21 protein-coding genes are annotated in these 20,496 nt (G+C 72.1%); 14 read left to right on the top strand and 7 right to left on the bottom strand.

Going from position 1 to position 20,496, the window contains the following annotated elements:
• Window positions 1-3: 3 nt before the first annotated feature.
• Together ABFJ78_RS20590 and lepB are read left to right on the top strand one after the other, a co-directional pair.
• Window positions 4-336 carry a YnfA family protein gene (locus tag ABFJ78_RS20590; protein ID WP_436387991.1) on the top strand — a complete coding sequence of 111 codons (333 nt, stop codon included), beginning with the start codon at window positions 4-6 and terminating at the stop codon, window positions 334-336.
• Window positions 337-374: 38 nt separating this feature from the next.
• A complete protein-coding gene (lepB, locus tag ABFJ78_RS20585) occupies window positions 375-1,130 on the top strand; it encodes a signal peptidase I (RefSeq protein WP_436387990.1) in 756 nt (251 codons plus the stop codon).
• Here lepB and ABFJ78_RS20580 read toward each other — a convergent pair.
• The gene (locus ABFJ78_RS20580; protein ID WP_436387989.1) at window positions 1,054-2,979 is read right to left on the bottom strand and encodes an ABC1 kinase family protein; all 1,926 of its coding nucleotides are present in this window, start codon (window positions 2,977-2,979) and stop codon (window positions 1,054-1,056) included. The genes lepB and ABFJ78_RS20580 overlap by 77 nt on opposite strands.
• A gap of 167 nt (window positions 2,980-3,146) precedes the next feature.
• Between ABFJ78_RS20580 and ABFJ78_RS20575 the strand changes: the two genes are divergently transcribed.
• The 4 genes from ABFJ78_RS20575 (at window position 3,147) to ABFJ78_RS20560 (ending at window position 6,476) form a co-directional block, all read left to right on the top strand.
• A complete protein-coding gene (locus tag ABFJ78_RS20575; protein ID WP_436387988.1) occupies window positions 3,147-3,677 on the top strand; it encodes a snapalysin family zinc-dependent metalloprotease in 531 nt (176 codons plus the stop codon).
• Between the two features lie 205 nt (window positions 3,678-3,882).
• A complete protein-coding gene (locus tag ABFJ78_RS20570) occupies window positions 3,883-5,103 on the top strand; it encodes a sensor histidine kinase (protein WP_436387987.1) in 1,221 nt (406 codons plus the stop codon).
• The gene (locus ABFJ78_RS20565; protein WP_436388412.1) at window positions 5,100-5,747 is read left to right on the top strand and encodes a response regulator; all 648 of its coding nucleotides are present in this window, start codon (window positions 5,100-5,102) and stop codon (window positions 5,745-5,747) included. The genes ABFJ78_RS20570 and ABFJ78_RS20565 overlap by 4 nt, the downstream gene beginning before the upstream one ends.
• 18 nt (window positions 5,748-5,765) lie before the next feature.
• Complete coding sequence (locus tag ABFJ78_RS20560; protein ID WP_436387986.1) at window positions 5,766-6,476, top strand: class I SAM-dependent methyltransferase; 711 nt, start codon at window positions 5,766-5,768, stop codon at window positions 6,474-6,476.
• A 14-nt stretch (window positions 6,477-6,490) separates the two neighbouring features.
• On the opposite strand, the gene ABFJ78_RS20555 is transcribed toward ABFJ78_RS20560, so the two are convergent.
• From ABFJ78_RS20555 to cysD, 3 genes are all read right to left on the bottom strand, one after another.
• A complete protein-coding gene (locus ABFJ78_RS20555; RefSeq protein ID WP_436387985.1) occupies window positions 6,491-7,018 on the bottom strand; it encodes a hypothetical protein in 528 nt (175 codons plus the stop codon).
• Between the two features lie 98 nt (window positions 7,019-7,116).
• Window positions 7,117-8,937 (bottom strand): adenylyl-sulfate kinase, encoded by a 1,821-nt coding sequence (cysC, locus tag ABFJ78_RS20550; protein WP_436387984.1) that lies wholly within the window; start codon window positions 8,935-8,937, stop codon window positions 7,117-7,119.
• The gene (cysD, locus tag ABFJ78_RS20545; protein WP_436388411.1) at window positions 8,937-9,866 is read right to left on the bottom strand and encodes a sulfate adenylyltransferase subunit CysD; all 930 of its coding nucleotides are present in this window, start codon (window positions 9,864-9,866) and stop codon (window positions 8,937-8,939) included. Before cysD ends, cysC begins: the two co-directional genes overlap by 1 nt.
• 39 nt (window positions 9,867-9,905) lie before the next feature.
• Here cysD and ABFJ78_RS20540 point away from each other — a divergent pair, with 39 nt between their 5' ends.
• The 4 genes from ABFJ78_RS20540 (at window position 9,906) to ABFJ78_RS20525 (ending at window position 13,580) form a co-directional block, all read left to right on the top strand.
• The gene (locus ABFJ78_RS20540; RefSeq protein ID WP_436387983.1) at window positions 9,906-10,385 is read left to right on the top strand and encodes a nuclear transport factor 2 family protein; all 480 of its coding nucleotides are present in this window, start codon (window positions 9,906-9,908) and stop codon (window positions 10,383-10,385) included.
• Window positions 10,382-11,572 carry a hypothetical protein gene (locus ABFJ78_RS20535; protein ID WP_436387982.1) on the top strand — a complete coding sequence of 397 codons (1,191 nt, stop codon included), beginning with the start codon at window positions 10,382-10,384 and terminating at the stop codon, window positions 11,570-11,572. Before ABFJ78_RS20540 ends, ABFJ78_RS20535 begins: the two co-directional genes overlap by 4 nt.
• Before the next feature lie 74 nt (window positions 11,573-11,646).
• Window positions 11,647-12,429, top strand: a complete 783-nt coding sequence (locus ABFJ78_RS20530; RefSeq protein ID WP_436387981.1) for an SDR family oxidoreductase — start codon at window positions 11,647-11,649, stop codon at window positions 12,427-12,429.
• Between the two features lie 8 nt (window positions 12,430-12,437).
• Window positions 12,438-13,580 carry a sulfotransferase family protein gene (locus tag ABFJ78_RS20525; RefSeq protein WP_436387980.1) on the top strand — a complete coding sequence of 381 codons (1,143 nt, stop codon included), beginning with the start codon at window positions 12,438-12,440 and terminating at the stop codon, window positions 13,578-13,580.
• Here the strand turns inward: ABFJ78_RS20525 and ABFJ78_RS20520 are convergent.
• A complete protein-coding gene (locus tag ABFJ78_RS20520) occupies window positions 13,567-14,739 on the bottom strand; it encodes a glycosyltransferase (RefSeq protein ID WP_436387979.1) in 1,173 nt (390 codons plus the stop codon). The two genes, ABFJ78_RS20525 and ABFJ78_RS20520, sit on opposite strands and share 14 nt — an antisense overlap.
• Window positions 14,740-14,780: 41 nt before the next feature.
• On the opposite strand from ABFJ78_RS20520, the gene ABFJ78_RS20515 reads away from it, so the two are divergent.
• On the top strand, window positions 14,781-15,389 hold the full coding sequence (locus ABFJ78_RS20515; RefSeq protein ID WP_436387978.1) for a TetR/AcrR family transcriptional regulator: 609 nt from the start codon (window positions 14,781-14,783) through the stop codon (window positions 15,387-15,389).
• 38 nt (window positions 15,390-15,427) lie between these two features.
• Here the strand turns inward: ABFJ78_RS20515 and ABFJ78_RS20510 are convergent, their stop codons facing one another.
• Window positions 15,428-17,092, bottom strand: coding sequence for a GGDEF domain-containing protein (locus ABFJ78_RS20510; RefSeq protein WP_436387977.1), 1,665 nt, complete (start codon window positions 17,090-17,092; stop codon window positions 15,428-15,430).
• A 145-nt stretch (window positions 17,093-17,237) separates the two neighbouring features.
• Here ABFJ78_RS20510 and ABFJ78_RS20505 point away from each other — a divergent pair, with 145 nt between their 5' ends.
• Both ABFJ78_RS20505 and ABFJ78_RS20500 read left to right on the top strand, forming a co-directional pair.
• A complete protein-coding gene (locus ABFJ78_RS20505) occupies window positions 17,238-17,585 on the top strand; it encodes an ArsR/SmtB family transcription factor (RefSeq protein ID WP_436387976.1) in 348 nt (115 codons plus the stop codon).
• Window positions 17,582-18,220 carry an SRPBCC family protein gene (locus ABFJ78_RS20500; RefSeq protein WP_436387975.1) on the top strand — a complete coding sequence of 213 codons (639 nt, stop codon included), beginning with the start codon at window positions 17,582-17,584 and terminating at the stop codon, window positions 18,218-18,220. The genes ABFJ78_RS20505 and ABFJ78_RS20500 overlap by 4 nt, the downstream gene beginning before the upstream one ends.
• A gap of 98 nt (window positions 18,221-18,318) precedes the next feature.
• On the opposite strand, the gene ABFJ78_RS20495 is transcribed toward ABFJ78_RS20500, so the two are convergent.
• On the bottom strand, window positions 18,319-18,663 hold the full coding sequence (locus ABFJ78_RS20495; protein WP_436387974.1) for a PASTA domain-containing protein: 345 nt from the start codon (window positions 18,661-18,663) through the stop codon (window positions 18,319-18,321).
• A gap of 60 nt (window positions 18,664-18,723) precedes the next feature.
• Between ABFJ78_RS20495 and ABFJ78_RS20490 the strand changes: the two genes are divergently transcribed.
• Entirely contained in the window at window positions 18,724-20,286 is a 1,563-nt protein-coding gene (locus ABFJ78_RS20490) for a deoxyguanosinetriphosphate triphosphohydrolase family protein (RefSeq protein WP_436387973.1), read from the top strand.
• Window positions 20,287-20,496 lie beyond the last annotated feature (210 nt).

Genomic DNA, 20,496 nt, shown 5'->3' with positions numbered 1-20,496 from the left:
GGGGTGGTCCTGCGCTCGATCGTCCTGTTCCTCGCCGCGGCGGTCTGCGAAATCGGCGGCGCGTGGCTGGTCTGGCAGGGCGTCCGCGAGCACCGCGGCTGGCTCTGGATCGGCGGCGGGATCCTGGCTCTGGGCGTGTACGGCTTCGTGGCGACACTCCAGCCGGACGCCCACTTCGGCCGCATCCTCGCGGCCTACGGCGGCGTGTTCGTCGCCGGTTCGCTGGCGAGGGGGATGGTCGCGGACGGTTACCGCCCGGACCGCTACGACGTCTTCGGCGCGCTGCTGTGCCTCGCCGGGGTCGCGGTGATCATGTACGCGCCCCGGGCGGGGTAACGAAGCCGAGGACGGCTCGATAGATCATCGTGACGGAAATGTCCTTCCCGCCCGCCCCGCCCGAGCCGGCGAAATCGCGCTCCAGCCTGCGCGTGGTGCTGCTGATGGTGGCCCTCATGGTGCTCGGCGTGGGCGCTGGTGCCTACGGCTTCGGCCGGCTGATGCTGGGCTATGAGGCCTACGTGACGCAGAGCGGGAACATGAGCCCGACCCTCGAGCCGGGCGATCGGCTGGTGGTGCACCGGACCGACGGTGCCGAGGTGCACCGTGGGGATCTCGTCGCCATCGACCTGAGCGCCTACGCCGATTCGAGCCGCGCCGGGGTCAGTGTCGTCCGCGTCGTCGGGGTCGCCGGGGACACGGTCGCCTGCTGCACCGAAGAGCACCTTTCGATCAACGGCAAGCCGATCACCGAGCCCTACATCACCCCCGGCTACGAAGGACTCTTCGAGTTCTCCACCAAGGTGCCCGAGGGCACGATCTTCGTCGAGGGTGACAACCGGGGCAACTCCGACGACTCGCGGTTCGGTGGCCCGGTGCGATCGTCCGGCGTCCTCGGGATCGTGGTCGCCACCGGCACGGTCGTCACGCCGGAGACCCTGGCCCCGGTCACGTCGTTCACCGACGCGGGCCTGCCGGGCGCGCCGCTGACCGACTCGACGCTGGGCTCGCTGCGCTGGTGGATCCTCGGCGGGTTCGTGCTGTTCGTCGCCGGCCTCACCGGGCTGATCGTGACCGCCGTCCGGAGCGCCGGAAGACGACGAAGAGCAGCCGCAGCCCCACCAGCGCGCTGATCACCAGCAGGTTGTAGCCGAACACCTGGTGCAGCGTCAGGCCGGCGGCGACGCGCGGGCCGCCGTCGCCGCCCAGCAGCAGGACGGCCATCAGCCCGGTCGCCGCGCCGACGAACGCCAGCAGGACCTCGTGCACCAGCGTCGTGACGACGTCGCGGTCGCGCTCGTCGGAGAACAGCCGGACGTTCACCGACAGCCTGCCCTCCTCCAGCGCGGCGCCGACGCGGTCGATGCGGCGGGGGAGGCGGCGCAGCACCGGCAGCAGCGCCATGACCTCGGTGAGCGCGGTGTGGCGCAGCGAGTCCGGCCGCAGCCGGGCGCCGACCTGCTCGGCGGCGAACGCGCGGGACTCGGCCAGGACGTCGAACCCGGGGTCGAGCGCCGACAGCGTCCCTTCGACGGTGGCGAGGGCCCGGACCACCGCGGCGACCGGCGGCGGCACGCTCAGCCGGAAGTCCGCGACGACCCGGAACAGGCTGGTGAACAGGTCGAGGCCGGGGGAGCGGCCGGGGCCGAAGTGGCGGGCGACGAGCGCGCCGAGCGCGCGGTCGAGGCGCTGCTCGTCGATGTCGCCGGTGCGGTCGACGATCTCCAGCAGGCCGTCGCGCAGGGCCGCCGGGTCGCCGCGGTCGAGGGCCAGGACGAGGTTCTGCAGGCCGCCGCGCAGCCCGGCGTCGAGGCGGCCGACCGAGCCGAAGTCGAGCAGGCCCAGGCGGCCGTCGGCGAGCAGCATGAGGTTGCCCGGGTGCGGGTCGGCGTGGAAGACGCCGCCGATCAGCACCTGGTCGAGCAGGCACCGCAGCAGCGCCCGCGCGAGCCGTTTGCGGTCGGCCGCCGGGGCCGTCTCCAAGGGCTTGCCGTCCAAACGGGACATGACGAGGACGCGCTCGGTGGACAGTTCTTTGTGGACGGTCGGTAAAGCGACGTCCGGGCACGAAGTGACGGCCACGGCGGCGATGTTGCGGGCTTCGATGGTGAAGTCGAGCTCCTCGGCCAGCGCTTCGGCGAACCCGTCGGCGAGTTCGGCGACCCCGAGCGAGCGCGCCCAGTCCGCGCGTTCCTCGAGGGCGGCGGCGACGCGGCGGACGATGTCGATGTCGCGTTCGGCCTGCTCCCGCACGCCCGGGCGCTGCACCTTGACCACGACGTCCTGGCCGCCGCGCAGCCGGGCCCGGTAGACCTGCGCGACCGACGCGGCGGCCAGGGGTTCCGGGTCGAACTCCGCGAAGACGTCGTCGGGCGAGCCGCCGAGCTCTTCGGTGAGCACCGCCCAGACGGCGTCGGCCTTCGCGGGCGCGACCCGGTCCTGCAGCTTCGCGAGCTCGTCGACGAACACCGGCGGCAGCAGGTCCGCGCGCGTCGAGAGCAGCTGGCCGAGCTTCACGAACGTCACGCCGCCCTCCTCGAGCGCGAGGCGCAGGGAGCGGGCGAGCTTGGCGTGCCGGACGCCGGAGTCGCGGCGGCCGGCGAGGTGGCGGCCGAGACCGTGCTTGATCGCGATCCGGCTGATCTGCGAGTACCGGCGGGCGCGCCGCACCTTGGCGCGCAGCGACCGCGGCCGGAACCCGCCCGGCAGGGCCAGCTCGGCGACGAAGAGGAAGATCAGCGTCGCCAGGAAAGCGCTGCCCGCCAACGGGATCAGCAGGCCGACCGCCGCACCGCCGTTGTGCAGCAGGGAAACCGGGAACGCCTGGCCGATACCGCCCGCGACGAGCCAGCCGAAGGCGGCGCCGCACAACGCGCGGACGGCGCCGATCCGCACGCCGAGCACGCGCCGGGAGGCGACCACGAGCGGCCACAGCACGAGCGCGTAGAGCGGCAGGGTCAGCAGGCCCAGCAGGATGTCCATGGGGCGAGCAGACCACGGCGGCGCGGTGGGGCGGCTCACGCGGCGGCGGGACCGGGCTCCCTCCGGCGAGGGAGCTACTTTCGGCCGTGGCCGCGGGGTCCGTGGACTTCTAACCTGATCGCTCGAACCACGGTGAAGTGTTCTCTGAATCGGACGAAGGAGACACGATGGACGCACGCGTGATCAGCCGGATCGCGGCCCTGGCCCTGGTGGCCCCGCTGGCCGTGGGCTTCGCGCCCACCGCATCGGCGGCCGCGGTCACGACGCTCTACTACAGCTCGTCGGGCGCGCCGGACTACCTCGCCCAGATCGACCGGGGCGCGGCCAACTGGAACGCCGCGGTCACCGACGTGAAGCTGGTCAAACGCACCACGGGCGCGACGATCAAGTTCCACGAGATCCACAGCGGCGGTTCGTACACGAACACCAACGGCCACGGCCGCGGCGACATCTACCTGGACACGAGCCAGGTGGCGGAGGGCTACGACCCGACCCGAATCGCGGCGCACGAGCTGGGCCACAATCTGGGCTTGCCGGACCACTACAGCGGGCCGTGCACGGAGTTGATGTCCGGCCACGGGCCGGGGACGTCGTGCAAGAACGCGAAGCCTTCGGCCGCCGAGGCGGCGAAGGTGCAGTCGTTGTGGGTGAACGGGTTGGCGGGGGCTGAGACTGCTCCGCGCAAGGTCGCTCACTAGGTCCTGAAGCGCCCCAATGTGGCCTTCGGTGCGTCCCACGCACCGAAGGCCACATTGGGTGCGTGGGACGCAACCAAGGCCGCCTTGGGGCGCTCGCCCTTACCCGGCGGGGACCCGGAAGCGGGGCCGGACCCCCGGAGAGGGCGGGGGCTGCCTCCACCGCGAGAGGGAGGCGCTCAACCCCGCCACCTGCGAAGATCGGCCCGTGCGCATCCTCCGCCCCCTGACGAGCAAGGCGACCTACCGTCGCTGGGTGTACCTCGTCCTCGGCGGGGCCATCAGCGTCCCCTACCTGCTCTTCTCCGCCGTCGCCGTGCCTTCCGTCCTGCCGTTCGTCACCACCGCCGAGCAGGCCGTCCTGGTCGGCGGCGTCATCACGCTGCTCGTCCTCGCCGGGACCGCCTTCCTGCCCGCCGTGCACGTCCTGGAATCCACCGCCGTCCGGGAGCTGCTCGACGACCCCGTCCCCGACGCGCCCGCGAAACCGCGCAGCCGGCCCGGGCGGCGGCGGGCCGCCGGCATGTTCGTGCTGCACGTCGTCGCCGGGTTCGTCGTCAGCTTCTTCAGCCTCGCCGCGCCCGTTGCCATCGGGGTCTCCGTCAGCGCCGTCTTCACCGGGCACCTCTTCCAGACCGACGGCGGTGGCGAGGTCACCGTGCCGCCCGGCTGGCCCTCGGTGTGGCTGCCCGTCGTCTTCGCCCTCGCCGCCGTGCTGCTCGTCTACGCCGTCTGGGCGGTCGGCGGCGTCCTGCGCCGGGTCGCGGCACGGCTGCTCGGGATGAGCGCCGCCGATCGGATCGCGCAGCTGGAACGGCGGACCGGGCAGCTCGCCGAGCGCAACCGCCTGGCCCGCGAACTGCACGACTCGGTCGGGCACGCCCTGAGCGTCGTCACCCTCCAGGCGGGCGCCGCCCGGCGGACGCTGCGCACCGACCCGGACTTCACGGAGCGCGCGCTCGGTGCGATCGAGGAGTCCGCCCGCACGGCCCTCGACGACCTCGACCACGTCCTCGGGCTGCTGCGCGACGAGGCGGCGGCTCGCACACCGCAGCCGGCGCTGACCGAGCTGCCGACCCTCCTGGACACCACTCGGCTGGCCGGCACCGACGTCACCGCGTCGATCGACGGCGACCTGGCCGCCGTGCCCGCGGTGGTGTCCCGCGAGGTGTACCGGATCCTGCAGGAATGCCTGACCAACGCGGTCCGGCACGCCGGTAGGGTCCCGGTGACGGTGGCCATCGACGTCGCCGCGCACGGCCTGCTCGCCCGGGTCGCCAATCCGCTCGGGAACGGCGCGGGGTGCGCCGGCGGCGGCCGTGGGGTGCGCGGGATGAGCGAGCGGGTCGCGGTGCTCGGCGGCGAGCTGTCGGCCGGGCGGGTGGACGAGCGGTGGGAGGTCGAGGTGCGGGTGCCGTGGGGGAGCTGAGCGTGCGGGTGCTGCTGGTCGACGACGAGCCGCTGATCCGCGCCGGGCTGCGGGCGATCGTCGAGAGCGAGCCCGGGTTGACGGTGATCGGCGAAGCCGCCGACGGCGCCGAGGTGCCCGGCCTGGTGGCTCGGCTGCGTCCGGACGTCGTCCTGATGGACGTGCGGATGCCCGCGGTGGACGGGATCCGCGCCACCACGCACCTGATGTCCACCGTGGACGAGCCGCCGAAGGTGATCGTGGTGACGACCTTCGAGAACGACGACTACGTGTACGACGCGCTGCTCGCGGGCGCGAGCGGGTTCCTGCTCAAGCGGGCGAGGCCGGAGGAGATCGTGGCGGCGATCCGCACGGTGGTCGCGGGGGAGTCGCTGCTGTTCCCGGCGGCGATCCGCCGGCTGGCGGCGAACCGCGCCCCGTCCGGTGACGGCCTGGCGGGGGCGAACCTGACCGAGCGCGAACGCGAAGTGCTGCGGCTGATGGCCGGTGGACTGTCCAATGTGGAGATAGCAGGCGAGCTGTACCTGGGGATCCAGACGGTGAAGACCCACGTGGGCAACGTGCTGGCGAAGCTCGGGGCGCGCGACCGGACCCAGGCGGTGATCCGGGCGTACGACTCGGGGTTCGTGGCGCCGGCGGGCTAGCGCGGGCACTATGGCCGCATGACCCCGGTTGCCGCGTACGACGAATTCGCCGAGGCCTACACGGCCGAAAACGAAACCAGCCTGATGAACGCCTACTACGAACGGCCCGCGACCCTGGCCCTCGCCGGGGACGTCGCCGGACGGCGGATCCTCGACGCCGGCTGCGGCTCGGGCCCGCTGTTCGCCGCGCTGCGCGAGCGGGGCGCCGTCGTGACCGGCTTCGACCAGAGCCCCGCGATGATCGAGCACGCCCGGCGGCGGCTCGGCGCCGACGCGGACCTGCGGGTCGCCGACCTGGCCGATCCGCTGCCCTTCCCCGATGACGCGTTCGACGACGTCGTCGCGTCCCTGGTGCTGCACTACCTGCGGGACTGGGAGCCGACGCTCGCCGAGTTCCGGCGGGTGCTCAAGACCGGCGGCCGGCTCATCGCGTCCGTCAACCACCCCTTCATGAACAACCTGATCCACCGCCAGACCGGGCCCCGGCCCGACTACTTCGAGCAGTACACCTGGACCGACGAGTTCGAGCTACGCGGCGGAACCGCGCGGATGACGTTCTGGCACAAGCCGCTGCACGCGATGACCGACGCCTTCACCGCGGCCGGGTTCCGGATCTCCGTGATCAGCGAACCCCATCCGGTGCCGGAAGCGCGTGAGCTGTTCCCGGACGACTTCCACCTGCTCGACACGTTCCCGAGCTTCCTGTTCTTCGCGCTCGAAGCCGGGTAGGAGCGCGTCTCACGCTAGTGCTGGTATGGCCCGCGCGGCGGCTGGTGACCCGGTGGCGGCTGCTGAAATCCCTGCGGCGGAGGGAATCCTTGCTGCGGCGGAGGGAAGCCCGGCTGCTGCGCCGGAAACCCCTGTTGCGCCGGAGAACCCTGCGCCGGAAAGCCCTGCTGCGCCGGAAAACCCTGTGCCGGGAATCCCGGCGTCGGACCGAAGCCGGTCTGCTGCCCGGGCACCGTCCGACCGGCCCGGCGCCGGATCGCGACGACCAGCCGCCAACCGCACAAGGCCCCGATCCCCGCGCCGATGCCGAACGTGACCCACCGGCCGCCGTTCTTGAAGGTGCTCGCCGAGTCGATCGCTTCCTGGCGCTTCTCTTCGTAGGTCTCGCTGCTCTTCTGGCCGTACTGGGTCCTTTCGCAGGTCTGCCCCGGTCGCATCTCTTCGCTCCCGCACAGCACCTTGGAGCTGGGCTCCCCGGAGCCGAACAGGCCGAGCGCCACCAGGCTCAGCCCGAACAGCAGGCCGATCGACCACCACACCACGCTTTTCACTGTTCTCCCTCGTCATCACCCCGGTCAGCGGAGATATCAGACCACAAACCGGGCGGCGAGGGTGCGGTGAACCAGCCGGAATGGCCGCCTTAGGACACATTCCGGTCGAGGTCGTCGAGAACGGCCTGGATCGCCGCGGCCATCGCCGCCGGGTCGCCGTCACCCGGGCGAAGCACCAGGTCGGGCGACGCGGGCCGCTCGTACGGCGCGTCGATGCCCGTGAACCCGGTGATCTCCCCGGCCCGCGCCTTCGCGTACATCCCCTTCGGATCGCGCGCCTCGCAGACCTCCAGCGGCGTGTCCACGAAGACCTCCACGAACGGCAAGTCCCCGGAGATCGCCCGCGCCGAAGCACGGTCCGCCGCATAAGGGCTGATCAGCGACGCGATCGCCACCACACCGGCGTCCGCGAACAGGCGGGCCACCTCCGCCACCCGCCGGACGTTCTCCGCGCGGTCCTCGGGGCTGAACCCCAGCCCGGCATTGAGCCCGTGGCGCAGGTTGTCGCCGTCGAGGAGGTACGCCGGGCGGCCCGCCGCCACCAGGCGGCGCTCCAGTTCCACCGCCACCGACGACTTGCCCGACGCCGACAGCCCGGTCAGCCACACCGTCGCGCCGCGGGTCGGGCGGTCCTCGCGGCGGACCGCCGCCGTGTGCCAGACGACCGGGGACGCCACCGTGCCCGTGATCATGCCCGCCGCGACCGTGTCGCCCGTGTGCTCGTCCACCAGCAGGAACCCGCCGGTGGCGCGGTTGCGGCGGTACGGGTCGAACAGCAGCGGCGCGCGCGTGCGCAGGCGGATCCGGCCGATGTCGTTCAACGACAGCGAATCCGCCGGGGAGCGGTGCAGCGTCGTGACGTCGAGGCGGTACTCCAGCCGTTCCACCGAACCCCGCGTCTCGGTGGTCGTGTGCCGGACGGCGTAGGAAGCACCCGGCGTCAACGAAGAACTCGAAGAGAACCAGCACACCAGCGCGTCGACTTCGCGGGCCGACTCCGCGCGGTTGCCCGGGCGGCACAGCATCGCGCCGCGCCCCAGGTCCAGGTCGTCGGCCAGCTCGACCGCGACCGCCTGCCCGGTGAAGGCTTCCGAAAGCGGTTTCCCGCCCGGGCCCCACACCGCGCGCACCCGCGAGGTGAACCCCGACGGCAGCGCCACGACCTCGTCGCCCGGCTTGAACACGCCGCCGGCGATGGTGCCCGCGTACCCGCGGAAGTCGGCGCGGCGGATGACGTACTGCACCGGGAACCGCGCGTCGATCAGGTTGCGGTCGGACGCGACGTGCACCTCCTCCAGCTGGTGCAGCAGCGAAGTCCCTTCGTACCAGGGCATGCTCGCGCTGCGGTGGACGACGTTGTCGCCGTGCAGCGCCGAGACCGGCACGAACGTCAGGTCGGCGACGTCGAGCTTCATCGCGAACCGGCGGAACTCTTCGCGGATTTCGCCGAACCGCTCCTGGGACCACCCGACGAGGTCCATCTTGTTGACGCACACCACGAGGTGCCCGATGCCGAGCAGCGACGCGAGGAACGCGTGCCGCCGCGACTGCTCCAGCACGCCCTTGCGCGCGTCCACCAGGATCAGCGCCAGGTCGGCCGTCGACGCGCCGGTCACCATGTTCCGCGTGTACTGCAGGTGCCCCGGCGTGTCCGCGACGATGAACTTGCGTTTGGGCGTGGCGAAGTAGCGGTGGGCGACGTCGATGGTGATGCCCTGCTCGCGCTCGGCGCGCAGACCGTCGGTGAGCAGCGCGAGGTCCGGGTAGTCCTCGCCGCGGTCGCGGCTGGCGCGTTCGACGGCGGCGAGCTGGTCGGTGAAGATCGCCTTCGAGTCGAACAGCAGCCGGCCGATCAACGTGGACTTCCCGTCGTCCACGCTCCCCGCCGTGGCGATCCGCAGCAGCTGCATCAGAAGTAGCCCTCCCGCTTGCGGTCTTCCATGCCTGCTTCGGAAATCCGGTCGTCGGCCCGCGTGGCGCCGCGTTCGGTGACGCGCGTGGCGGCCACCTCGGCGACCACTTCGGACGGTGTCGCCGCCGACGATTCGACGCAGCCGGTGCAGGTGGCGTCGCCGACGGTCCGGAACCGCACGGTCGCCTCGTACGGCGTCTCGCCGTCAACAAGGGACAGGAAACGCGTGGCCGCGAGCAGCATGCCGTCCCGCTGGACCACCGGGCGCTTGTGCGCGTAGTACAGCGGTGGCAGCGCGATCCGCTCGTCCCGGATGTACTGCCAGATGTCCAGCTCGGTCCAGTTCGACAGCGGGAAGACGCGGATGTGCTCGCCGCGCCGGTGCCGCCCGTTGTAGAGGTTCCACAGCTCCGGGCGCTGGCCGCGCGGATCCCACTGGCCGTGCTCGTCGCGGAAGCTGAACACGCGCTCCTTGGCGCGTGCCTTCTCCTCGTCGCGACGGGCGCCGCCGAACACGGCGTCGAAACCGCCTTCGCGGATCGCGCGCAGCAGCGTGACGGTCTGCAGCCGGTTGCGGCTGGCCCCCGGTCCCGTCTCCTCGACGACGCGCCCGGCGTCGATGTCGTCCTGCACGCTCGCGACGAGCAGCCGGAGGTTCAAGGAGGCGACGGTCTCGTCGCGGAACCGGATGACCTCGTCGAAGTTGTGGCCGGTGTCGACGTGCAGCACCGGGAACGGCAGCGGCGCCGGCCAGAACGCCTTCGCGGCGGCGTGCAGCATCACCACCGAGTCCTTGCCGCCGGAAAAGAGCAGCACCGGGCGTTCGAAGGTCGCCGCGACTTCGCGGAAGACGTGCACGGCCTCCGCTTCGAGCGCGGCCAGGTGGGACAGCTCATAGGCCACGGACACCGGAAAAAAGTAGAACATGTTCTTGTCATCGGTCAAGCGGTGCGGGACCCTGTGAGCATGGACCTGGTCGTACTCGAAGAGATCCGCCGGCTGAAGTACCGGTACCTGCGCGGGGTGGACCTGAAGCTGTGGGACGAGGTGGCCGACACGTTCACCGTCGACGCCACGGCCGACTACGGGACGCACGCAGTGGGCGGGGACGGGAAGAAGTTCGAGGGGCGCGACGCCATCCTCGAGTTCCTCACCAAGAGCCTCGGCAACGGCATCATCACCGTCCACCACGCAGGTCAGCCCGAGATCGAGGTCGACGGCGACACCGCGACCGGGCGGTGGTCGTTCACCGACAAGGTCATCGTCCCCGACCACAAGGTGATCATCGAGGGCGCCGCCTTCTACGAGGACACCTACCGCCGGGAGGCCGACGGCGCCTGGCGGATGTCGCACATCGGGTACGTCCGGACCTACGAGTCGATGCTCTCCTGGGCGGACAACCCGGGCTTCCGGCTGCTCGCGAACCGCTGGGCCGTTCCGGCATGATCGAGAACGAGTTCTCGTTGACCCGGTCGTTCGCGGACGCGATCGCCGAGGCCGAGAAGCTGATCGCCGAGGCGCCGCCGGCGCAGACCGAGCAGGGCCTGCTGGAGGGCTACGACTACCTCGCCGGGAGCATCCGCGCGTCGCTGCAGATGGCCTGGGCCTACCAGCGCGACTTCCCGTACTTCACCGCGTCCACCGGGCCGTACACCAAGATGGGGCTGGACAACCCGGACACGCTGTACTTCAACGCGAACATCCGCGCCGACCGCGAATACCTCGTCACCGGCGTCCGCGGGACCACCGCCGACCTGAGCTTCCAGATCCTCAACGGCGACTACTCGCCGGTCGTGGTGCCCGACAGCCTCGCCGCGTTCGACGACCGGGCCATCGAAATCGGCGAAGACGGCCGGTTCGAGCTGCGCTTCGGCCCGGCTCGCGAGAACCCGGGACCGAACTACTTCGTCCTCGGCGAAGGCTCGTCGATGCTCGTCGTCCGCGAAGTCCACAGTGACTGGGCGACCGAGAAGCGCGGCGAAATCCGCATCCAGTGCGTCGACACGGCGGGCCAGGCGCCGCCGGTGCCGGACCGGTCGGCGCTGGCCAAGCGCTACGGCGTGACCGGCAAGATCCTGCTGAGCCGGCTGAAGACGTTCCTCGCGTTCCCGAAGTGGTTCTACGACAACCTGCCGGTCAACACGATGACCGAGCCGCGGTCGACGCCGGGCGGGCTGACCACGCAGTTCTCGTCGGCCGGGCACTACGAGCTGGGCGACGAAGAGGCGATGATCGTCACCGTGCCGCGGTGCGCGGACGCGCCGTACCAGGGCATCCAGCTCGGCAGCCTCTGGTACGTCTCGCTCGACTACATCAACCACCAGACGAGCCTCACCGCGGACCAGGCGCGCGTCGACCCGGACGGCAAGCTCCGGTTCGTGATCAGCGAGCGCGACCCCGGCGTGGCGAACTGGCTGGAGCGCACGGGCCACGACCGCGGGTACGTCCAGATCCGCTGGCAGCGGCTCGCGCGGGACCTCGGCCCGGACGACGGCCCGGTCGTCGAGGTCGTCAAGGTGGACGAGCTGCCGGACCGGCTGCCCTTCCACGAGGAAGCGCGCGTGACGCCGGCCGAGTGGTCGGCGCGGATCGCGGCCCGGCAGGACGCCGTCGCCGCCCGGATGCTGGGGTGAGCTGTGCCTTCTGGGGCCGAGCCCCAGACCCCACCGGAGGGCTCCGCTCCCCGGACCCCTTGGAAGGAGCGATGGTGGCGGACCTGTTGCGGGACAAGGTGGTCGTCGTCTCCGGTATCGGCCCGGGACTCGGCCGGTCGATCGCCGTGCGCAGCGCGGAAGCGGGCGCGGACGTCGTGCTCGCCGCGCGCACCGAGTCGCGGCTCACCGAGGTCGCGAAAGAAGTCACGGATCTCGGGCGGCGCGCCGTCGCGGTCCGGACCGACATCGACGACGCCGACTCCGCCGCGAACCTGGTGAACGAGGCGCTCGAAGCGTTCGGCCGGGTGGACGCGGTGGTGCACAACGCCTTCGCCGTCCCGCCGCTGACCGATCTGGCCACTGTGGACCTCGATGCCGTCCGGGCCGGGTTCGAAACGGCCGGGATCTCGGTGCTGCGGCTGACCCGGTTGTTCCTGCCCGCGCTCAAGGAGAGCAAGGGCTCGCTGGTGATGATCAACTCGGCGGTGCTGCGGCATTCGCGACGCACGTTCGGTGCGTACAAGATGGCGAAGTCGGCGCTGCTGTCGCTCTCGCAGAGCCTCGCCAGCGAACTCGGGCCGGACGGGATCCGCGTCAACACCGTCGCGCCCGGCTACATCTGGGCGCCGAACCTCAAGTGGTACTTCAATTACCTCGCCAAGGAACGCGGTATCACGCCCGAAGAGGTCTACGCCGAAACCGCGTCCACAACAGACCTGCGCAAGCTGCCGGAACCGGACGAGATCGCCGACGCCGTGGTGTTCCTCGCCTCGCCGATGGCGCGGGCGATCACCGGGCAGTGCCTCGACGTCAACGGCGGCGAGTACCACCACTAGGAGGTTCCATGCGTCCCGGCCGGGAAGACGTCGGCACCGTCGAGGACCTGCACGCGTCGGCCACGAAGCTCACCGGCCTCGACGACTTCGGCCCGGACGAGTACGTCGAGGGCCTGCGCGTGCTGCTGGAGTCGTACGAGGCGGACGAGGACCTCACGCCGTACGGCAACAAGGTGCACCGCGCGATGCTGCGCGGCGCGCTCGTCGCCCGGCTGCTCAGTGAGGCGGGCTGGAAGCAGCATCCGGCCTCGGCGGAAGTGGCGATCGAACGGCCGATCTTCGTGACGGGCCTGCCCCGCACCGGCACGACCGCGCTGCACCGGCTGCTCGCCGAAGACCCGGGGCACCAGGGCCTGGAAGTCTGGCTCGCCGAGGTCCCGCAGCCGCGCCCGCCGCGGGAGACGTGGGCGGACAACCCGGTGTACCAGGGGATCCAGGCCGGCTACGAGCGCCACCACGTCGAGCACCCGGAGTTCATGGGTGTGCACCACATGTCCGCGGACCAGGTGGAGGAGTGCTGGCAGCTGCTGCGCCAGTCGATGCGGTCGATCTCCTTCGAGTGCCTGGCGCACGTGCCGCGGTACTCGCGCTGGCTCGCGAAGCAGGACTGGACGGACGCGTACGCCCGGCACCGGCGCAACCTGCAGCTCATCGGGCTGCCGGACGCGGGCAAGCGGTGGGTGCTCAAGAACCCGAGCCACCTGTTCGCGCTGGACGCGCTGATGGCGGCGTACCCGGACGCGCTGGTGATCCAGACCCACCGCGCGCCGAGCACGATCATGGGCTCGATGTGCAGCCTCGCCGAGAAGGCGGCCGACGGCTGGTCGGCGAAGTTCCGCGGCGAGGTGATCGGCAGGTCCCAGCTCGACCTCTGGGCCCGCGGCGCGGAAGAGTTCCGCACGGCGCGGGCGAAGTACGACGCAGCCCAGTTCTGCGACGTGGCGTACGAGGACTTCGTCGCCGACCCGATCGGCACGGTGTCCACTGTGTACGACCACTTCGGACTGTCCTTGACGGACGAGGCATGCGCGGCGATGACCGCGTTGCACTCGGAAAGCCGGTCGGGGGACCGGAAGCCGGCGCACCGCTACCGCCTGGAGGACTTCGGGTTGACGGCGGAGGAGGTCGACGAGCGGTTCAGCTCGTCGTGATCAGCTCGACCACCTCGGCCATCGACGGCCCGGCCGCCATCTCGGCGGCCAGCTCCTTCGCCCGGTCACGGTAGCGCGGCTCGTCCAGGACGGCGCGGACGTCCCGCCGCAGCGCCTTCGGCGAGGCCGAACTCCGGGCGCGGCCGATCCCCGCGCCGGACCAGGTGACGCGGGCGGCGACCTCGCGCTTGTCCTCGCTGGCGCCGACCACGACGAGCGGCACGCCGTAGCGGAGGGCGTGGTTGACGCCGCCGTAGCCGCCGTTCGTGACCACCGCGGCGCAGCGGGGGAGCAGGTCGTCGTAGGGCAGGAAATCGGCGACGCGGACGTTGGCCGGCAGCGGCCCGGGCCGCAGGGTGCCGCCGCACGTCGTCACGACGAGCAGCACGTTTTCGCCGGCCAGCGCCTCGATCGCGGGTTCGACGAGCCGGCTCAGGTCGTCGTTGGCCACCGTTCCCTGGGTCACGTGCACGATCGGCCGGGAGCCGTCGAGGTCGGCCCACCACGGCGGCAGCGGGTGCTCGTTCGCGGCGCTGACCGTCGTCGGGCCGATGAAGTGCAGCGGCGCGTTCGGGCGGGGATATTCGAAACCGGGGCACGTCATCTGCAGGACGCCGTCGCTGTGCAGGGGCCAGTCCGCGAAGAGCATGCCGGGGTCCTCGCCCAGCACCGCACGGGCCCGTCGCTGCGCCGGCCCGAGCACCCACGGTGCCAGCACCTTCAGGAACGCGCTGTTCGGGCCGCTCGGCACCGGGGGCATGAACGGCAGGAACCCCAGCACCAGCACGCGTGGCCGGCGCTCGCGGCGGACCAGCGCGAGACCGGCCATGAAGAGCGGGTCGCACAGGACGACGTCGACGTCGAGGTCCAGGACGCCCAGCTGGGCGGGCAGGGTGTTCACGAAGTTCGCGAGTTCGAACCGGGCGAGCCGCAGCCCGCGTTTCCCGGCGCGGCCGGGGATCGAGCCGTCGAGGTCGGTTTCGTCGAAGTCGGCTTCCGGTGGCAGGAGTTTCACGGTGGCTTTCCCGAAGGCCTCCCGGTAGCGCTCGCCGGTGACGACGGTGACGTCGTGGCCGTCGGCGAGCAGGGCTTCGACGATCGGCTTGGTCGGGCCGACGTGGCCGCGAGCGGGTTGGACGCAGACGAGTACGCGGGCCATGGCTCCCCCTTGATTGACCGATACGCTGTACTATCCAATTGATGACGATACCCGAACGACGGAACTACTCGTCGCCGGTGCGCTCGGCGCGAGCCCGGCAGACCCGCGCGAACGTGGTCGCGGCGGCGGGGCGGCTGTTCGCCGAGCGCGGGTACGCGGGCACGAGCATGCGGCAGATCGCGGCCGCGGCGGGGGTGAGCCTGGAGACGGTCACGCAGACCGGGCGCAAGGCGGACCTGCTGCTGGCCGCGTTCCGGGACGGCTTCGCGGGCAACCCGGACGCGGTGAACCTGGACGGCCTGGTGGGGCGCGGCAGGCTGGAGGAGCTGCCGGAGATGGTCGCGCGGCTGGCCGCGGGCGTCCGCCGGTCGCTGCCGATCTGGCGCGCGTTCACGACGGCGGCGATGGCCGACCCCGCGGTGGCGGCGGTCCGCGCGGAATTGGTGGTGGCCCGCCGCGCGGAGATCGTGGCACGGCTCGAGGAGGCGGGGGTGCCGGCTTCGGACCGGTTGGCTGATGCGATCGGGTTGCTGACGTCGCACGAGGCTTACGACCACTTGACCGGGGTGTGCGGCTGGCCGCACGAGGACTACGTGACCTGGGCGACCGAGGCAATCCGGACCCAGTTGGCAGGCGCCTTGGGTGCGTGAGACGCAACGAAGGCCGCATTGGGGCGCTTGGGCCCGTCCTAACCGGCGGCCGCCTGGAGACCTCGGGTGCCGATGCCGCGCAGCACTTCCACCCGGTCCGCGCCCGGCCGGCTCAGCACCCAGCTCGACCCCGGCACCGCCTTCGCGCGCTTCTTCAACGGCGCCAGCAGCCGGGAAACCTCCTGATAGGACCGGATCGACCCGCTCGCACACACCAGCGTCGCCAGCGACACCGTCACCGGCATCCCGTCCGCCGTCCAGTGGCGGTCCAGCAGCGCCCCCGCCACCGTCGCGATCTCGTCGACGTCGCAGACCACCAGGAAGTCGTCGCCGCCCACGTGGCTCACCCGCATCCGCCGCAGCTGCCCGGACAACGCCGTCAGCGCGCCGCCCAGTTCGCGGATCAGGTCGTCGCCCGCCGCGAAGCCCGCCGTGTCGTTGACCGCCTTGAACGCGTCGATGTCCAGCCACGCCGCCACGAACGGCTCGCCGATCGTGATCCGGCGGGCGACGTCGCGGGCCACCGTGTCACTGCCCGGGAGCCGGGTCAGCGGGTTCAGCGCCGCCGCGGCCTCGACCTTCGCCTCGGCCACCCCGCGCACCACCTCGGTCACCAGCACCACGCCGAGGCAGCGGCCGGCCTCGTCGACCACCACGACGTCGTCGCCGGTGCGGCCCCAGTCGGCGTCGGTGACCAGCTCGAGGAACTCCATCGCGCCCGCGCGGGCCTCGATCGTGTGTGGCGTGTCCGCGAGCCGCGCCGCCGGGCGCTTCGCGTGCAGCGCGTGCCCGTACGGGCCGGTGACCGCGACCAGGAACCGCGTCCGGTCGACCGACCAGCGCGGCCGGTTCAGCTCGTCGACCCCGACGACGCCCGAGGGCGCGTCGGCCGCCGCCAGCACCTCGCGGACCTCGTCGCAGGTCGCGGACTCCGGCAGCGTCGTGGCCGGCCGGAGGAAGTCGCCGACGCACTGCGCCGGACCCGGCGCGCGCGGGGCCTGCTGGGGCCGCGTGAGCAGCGCCGGGGCGGGACCGGCGGCGGTCGGCGGGGCCAGCAGGTTCCCCTGCGCGATCCGGACGCCGAGGCCGCGGACGGCGTCGAGCTGCGCGTCGGTCTCCACGCCGGTCGCGACCAGCCGCGTGCCGGTGCGGTTGGTGAAGTGCAGCAGCGCCTCGACGACGGCGACCGACGCCTGGTCGTCCGGCAGCCCGCGCAGCACCGTGCGGTCGAGCTTGACCAGGTCGACGGGCGCGTCGACGAGCAGGCCGAGCGGCAGGTCGCCGCGGCCGAGGCCGTCGAGCGCGAGCCGGAAGCCGAGCTCGGTGAGCGCGCGCATCCCGGCCAGCGCGCGGTCGGCCGGCAGCGGCGCGAACGGCGGCCCGATCTCGAGGACGACGTCGCGGGTGCGGCGCCCGGCGTTCCCGAGCTCGGCCAGCAGGTCGTCGTACATCGCCGCCGGCGCCGCGAGGGTCCGCGCGGAGAGGTTGAGGTGCAGGGGGAGCGCCGTCTCGTCCTGCCGGACGGCGGCGATCGCGAGGCCGAGGTCGACCTCGGCGAGGCGGCCTTCGCGGCGCGCCTCGGTGAGCAGCTCGGGGACGGTGCCCTGGCCCGGCCTGGCCAGCGCTTCGTGAGCCACGACGCCCCCCGTGTGGAGGCTGTACAGCGGCTGGAAGGCGAAGCGGACCGCGCGTGGCGACTTCACGCCCCGATCGTCGCGGGTCCGGCCGCGAAACGAAACGGATGTCGACTGATGTTCACCACCGTTACCCACATCGGAGTAACGCAGCGTGACGTCCGCCACTGGTTCACGCTTGACTTATATAAGTGGCTGCTTGTAGCTTGACGACGTGCACGCGTTCGACGTCCTCGGCGACCCGGTCCGCCGCCGGATCCTCGAGCTGCTGGCCGACGGCGAGCGGGCCGCCGGCGCGGTGACCGAGGTGATCCGGGCCGAGTTCGGCATCTCGCAGCCGGCGGTGTCGCAACATCTGAAGGTGTTGCGGGACAACGGCTTCGCGGTCGTCCGCCAGGACGGCACGCGGCGGCTGTACGCGGTCGGGCACGACCCGCTGCGCGACGTCGACGCCTGGCTGGACCGGTTCCGCCGGTTCTGGACCCCGCCGCTCGACGCACTGGCCACCGAAATCGCCCGCGGCAAGCGCGCCCGGCGAAACACCGAAGGAGAAAGTTCGTGATCGAGGTCAGCCACCAGATCAGCGCCGTCCGCCGGACGGTCGGCCGCCGCGCGCTCGAAGCGGGGGAGGCGCGCGTGATGACCATCAGCCAGGTCTACGACACCGACGTCGACGACATGTGGGACGCGGTGACCAACGCCGAGCGCATCCCGCGCTGGTTCCTGCCGGTCAGCGGCGAGCTCAAGCTCGGCGGGAAGTACCAGCTGGAGGGCAACGCGGGCGGCACGGTCGAGCGCTGCGACCCGCCGAAGAGCTTCGCCGCGACCTGGGAGATGCACGGCGGAGTCAGCTGGATCGAGGTCCGGCTCACCCCCGAGGGCTCGGGCACGCGCTTCGAGCTGGAGCACACGGCCCACGTCGACGACCACTGGGAGCAATTCGGCCCGGGCGCGGTCGGCGTCGGCTGGGACATGGCGCTGACCGCCCTGGTCCGGCACCTGGCCGCCGACCCCGGGTACGTGGTCGACCCGGCCGAGGCGATGGCCTGGATGGCGTCCCCGGAAGGGATCGGGTTCGTGACGGCGGCGAACGAAGCCTGGTACGAGGCCCACGTCGCGGGCGGCGAAGACCAGGCGAAGGCCCGCGCCCAGGCCGACCGCTGCCTGGCCGCCTACACGGCCCAGCCGGAGGCTTAGGGCCGGGCGGCGTTGGCGGCGGTCAGGAGGGTGGCGGCGTTTCGGTGGTGGCCGGGGCTCCGCGCTCGGCGGCCATGACGGCGGTCCGGGCCGGAAGCCTAACGCTCGCCGGCCTTGACCGCCGTCAGCGTGATCACCGCGTCGGCCGGGACCTCGGTGCCCGCGGCCGGGTCCTGGCCCGTCTGGACCCAGTTGCGGTCGACCACCAGCGCGCGGCCCTGGCCGGTGCCGTCGACTTCGCGCAGGTTGTAGAGGCCGGCGCGCTGCATCGCGTTCTGGGCGTCCTGGTGGTTCATGCCGGAGACGTCCGGGACCTTGATCAGCTTCGCCGAGGTCGACGACGGCTCCGGTGGCGAACTCGCGCCGGGTGCGGCTGGTGAGCCGCCGCAGGCGACCAGGGCGAACGAGAGTGCTGCCAGCGTGGTGACCATCGCTCGGGACATGACTGGGGGGTACCCACGCGCCTGCCCGCCGTTCGGGTGAAGCCGGATAAGGTCGGGCGCATGGATCAGGAGATCGACCCGCGGAGGCTGCGGCGCGACCCGGCGGCCGGTGCCGGCGGGTTCACCGACCTGGCGACCAGCCCGTTCCGGATCGACCGCGACCGCATCGCCGCCTCGCCGTTCTTCGCCCGTCTCGGCGGGGTGACGCAGGTGGTCAGCGCCGGCGGGGCCGGGCTGCTGCACAACCGGCTGACCCACAGCCTGAAGGTCGCGCAGGTCGCCCGCGCCGTCGCCGAGCGGATCACCACTGGCCCCGACGCCGGCCTGGCCGACAAGCTGGGCGGCTGCGACCCCGACGTCGCCGAAGCCGCCGCGCTCGCGCACGACCTCGGGCACCCGCCGTTCGGGCACCTCGGCGAGCAGACGCTGGACCGCATCGCCCGGCACCGCTTCGGCCTCGCCGACGGCTTCGAGGGCAACGCGCAGTCGTTCCGCATCATCACCACGACCGACGTGCGCGGGCCGTCGGCGATCGGGCTCGACCTCACCACGGCGGTGCGCGCCGCCGTCCTCAAGTACCCGTGGCTGCGGCTGCACCACCCGGCGCCGCACCCGTCGGCGATGGCCGTCCCGCCGCGCGGGGCCGGCGAGCCCGAGGACCTGCCCGGCACCGGCGCGGCCAAGTTCTCCGCCTACGCCACCGAACTCGACGACTTCGAGCAGGCGCGCGCGGCGTTCGCCGGGCGCGTCGAAGGCTGGCAGCAGACGGTCGAAGCGTCCGTGATGGACACCGCCGACGACATCGCCTACGCCATCCACGACCTGCAGGACTTCCACCGCATCGGCGTCCTGCAGCACGCGCCGGTGGCGGCGGAGCTGGGGGAGTGGCTGGAGCACGCGGGCGAGCTGGCCGCGCTCGACGACGAGACGCTGCACGCCGAACTGCGCCGTCCGGGCCGCTCGCTCGAGCGCGTCCGCCGCCGCATGCACGTCAAGGACGCGTGGATCGTCGACGACGACGCCTTCGCCGCGGCCGTCGCGCGGGTGCGCGCGGAACTGGTCGACGGCCTGCTCGGCGGGGAGTTCGACGGCTCGATCGAGGCCGAGCAGGCGACGGCGGCGTTCTCCGCGAACTGGACCGCCCGCCTGGTCGACGGCGTGTTCGTGCTGGCGAACCCGTCCACCCGCGCCGGCCACGTCTCGCTGCGGCCCGCGCAGTGGCACGAGGTCCAGGTGCTCAAGTTCGTGCACCGCCGGTTCGTGCTGCTGCGCCCGGACCTCGCGCTGCACCAGCGCGGCCAGGCCGGGCTGGTGACCAGCCTGGTCGACGCGCTCGACGCGTGGCTGTCGGACCGCGACGAGGTTTCGCGGCTGCCGCGGCGGTTGCACGACCTGGTCGAGCTGGCGCACGCGGAGTACACGGGGCTGGCGCGCACGGCGCCGGAGCTGCTGGTCGGCGCGACCGGGGAGCCGGTGTCCGGTCCGGACGCCGTGCGCGGCCTGGCGCGGGGCCGCGCGGTCGTGGACTTCGTGGCTTCGCTGACCGACAAGCAGGCGGTGACCCTTTTGGACGCGCTGTCGGGCCGGGCCACGCAGCCGTGGTCGGACTCGTTCGTGCTCTGAGCGCGCGGTAACGGGTTTCGCCGCCGCGGACGCCCGTTGCACGTGGCGAACCCGTTGTCCGGTGGTTGTCCGGTGATCGGCATCCGGTTGCGCTGAACGGCCTACGACCTGTGGCCGGTTCCGGAAATTATCCGTCCTTTGTCACTCCAACGGCCGCTTTTTACGATGCACTCACCGTACTTAGCTTGATCCCGCCGGTGATCACCGGCG

The sequence above is a fragment of the Amycolatopsis sp. MEPSY49 genome (assembly GCF_051337345.1).
Taxonomy (GTDB): Bacteria; Actinomycetota; Actinomycetes; order Mycobacteriales; family Pseudonocardiaceae; genus Amycolatopsis.
The sequence above is the reverse complement of the archived record's forward strand: the minus strand, read 5'-3'. Positions and strand labels throughout refer to the sequence as shown.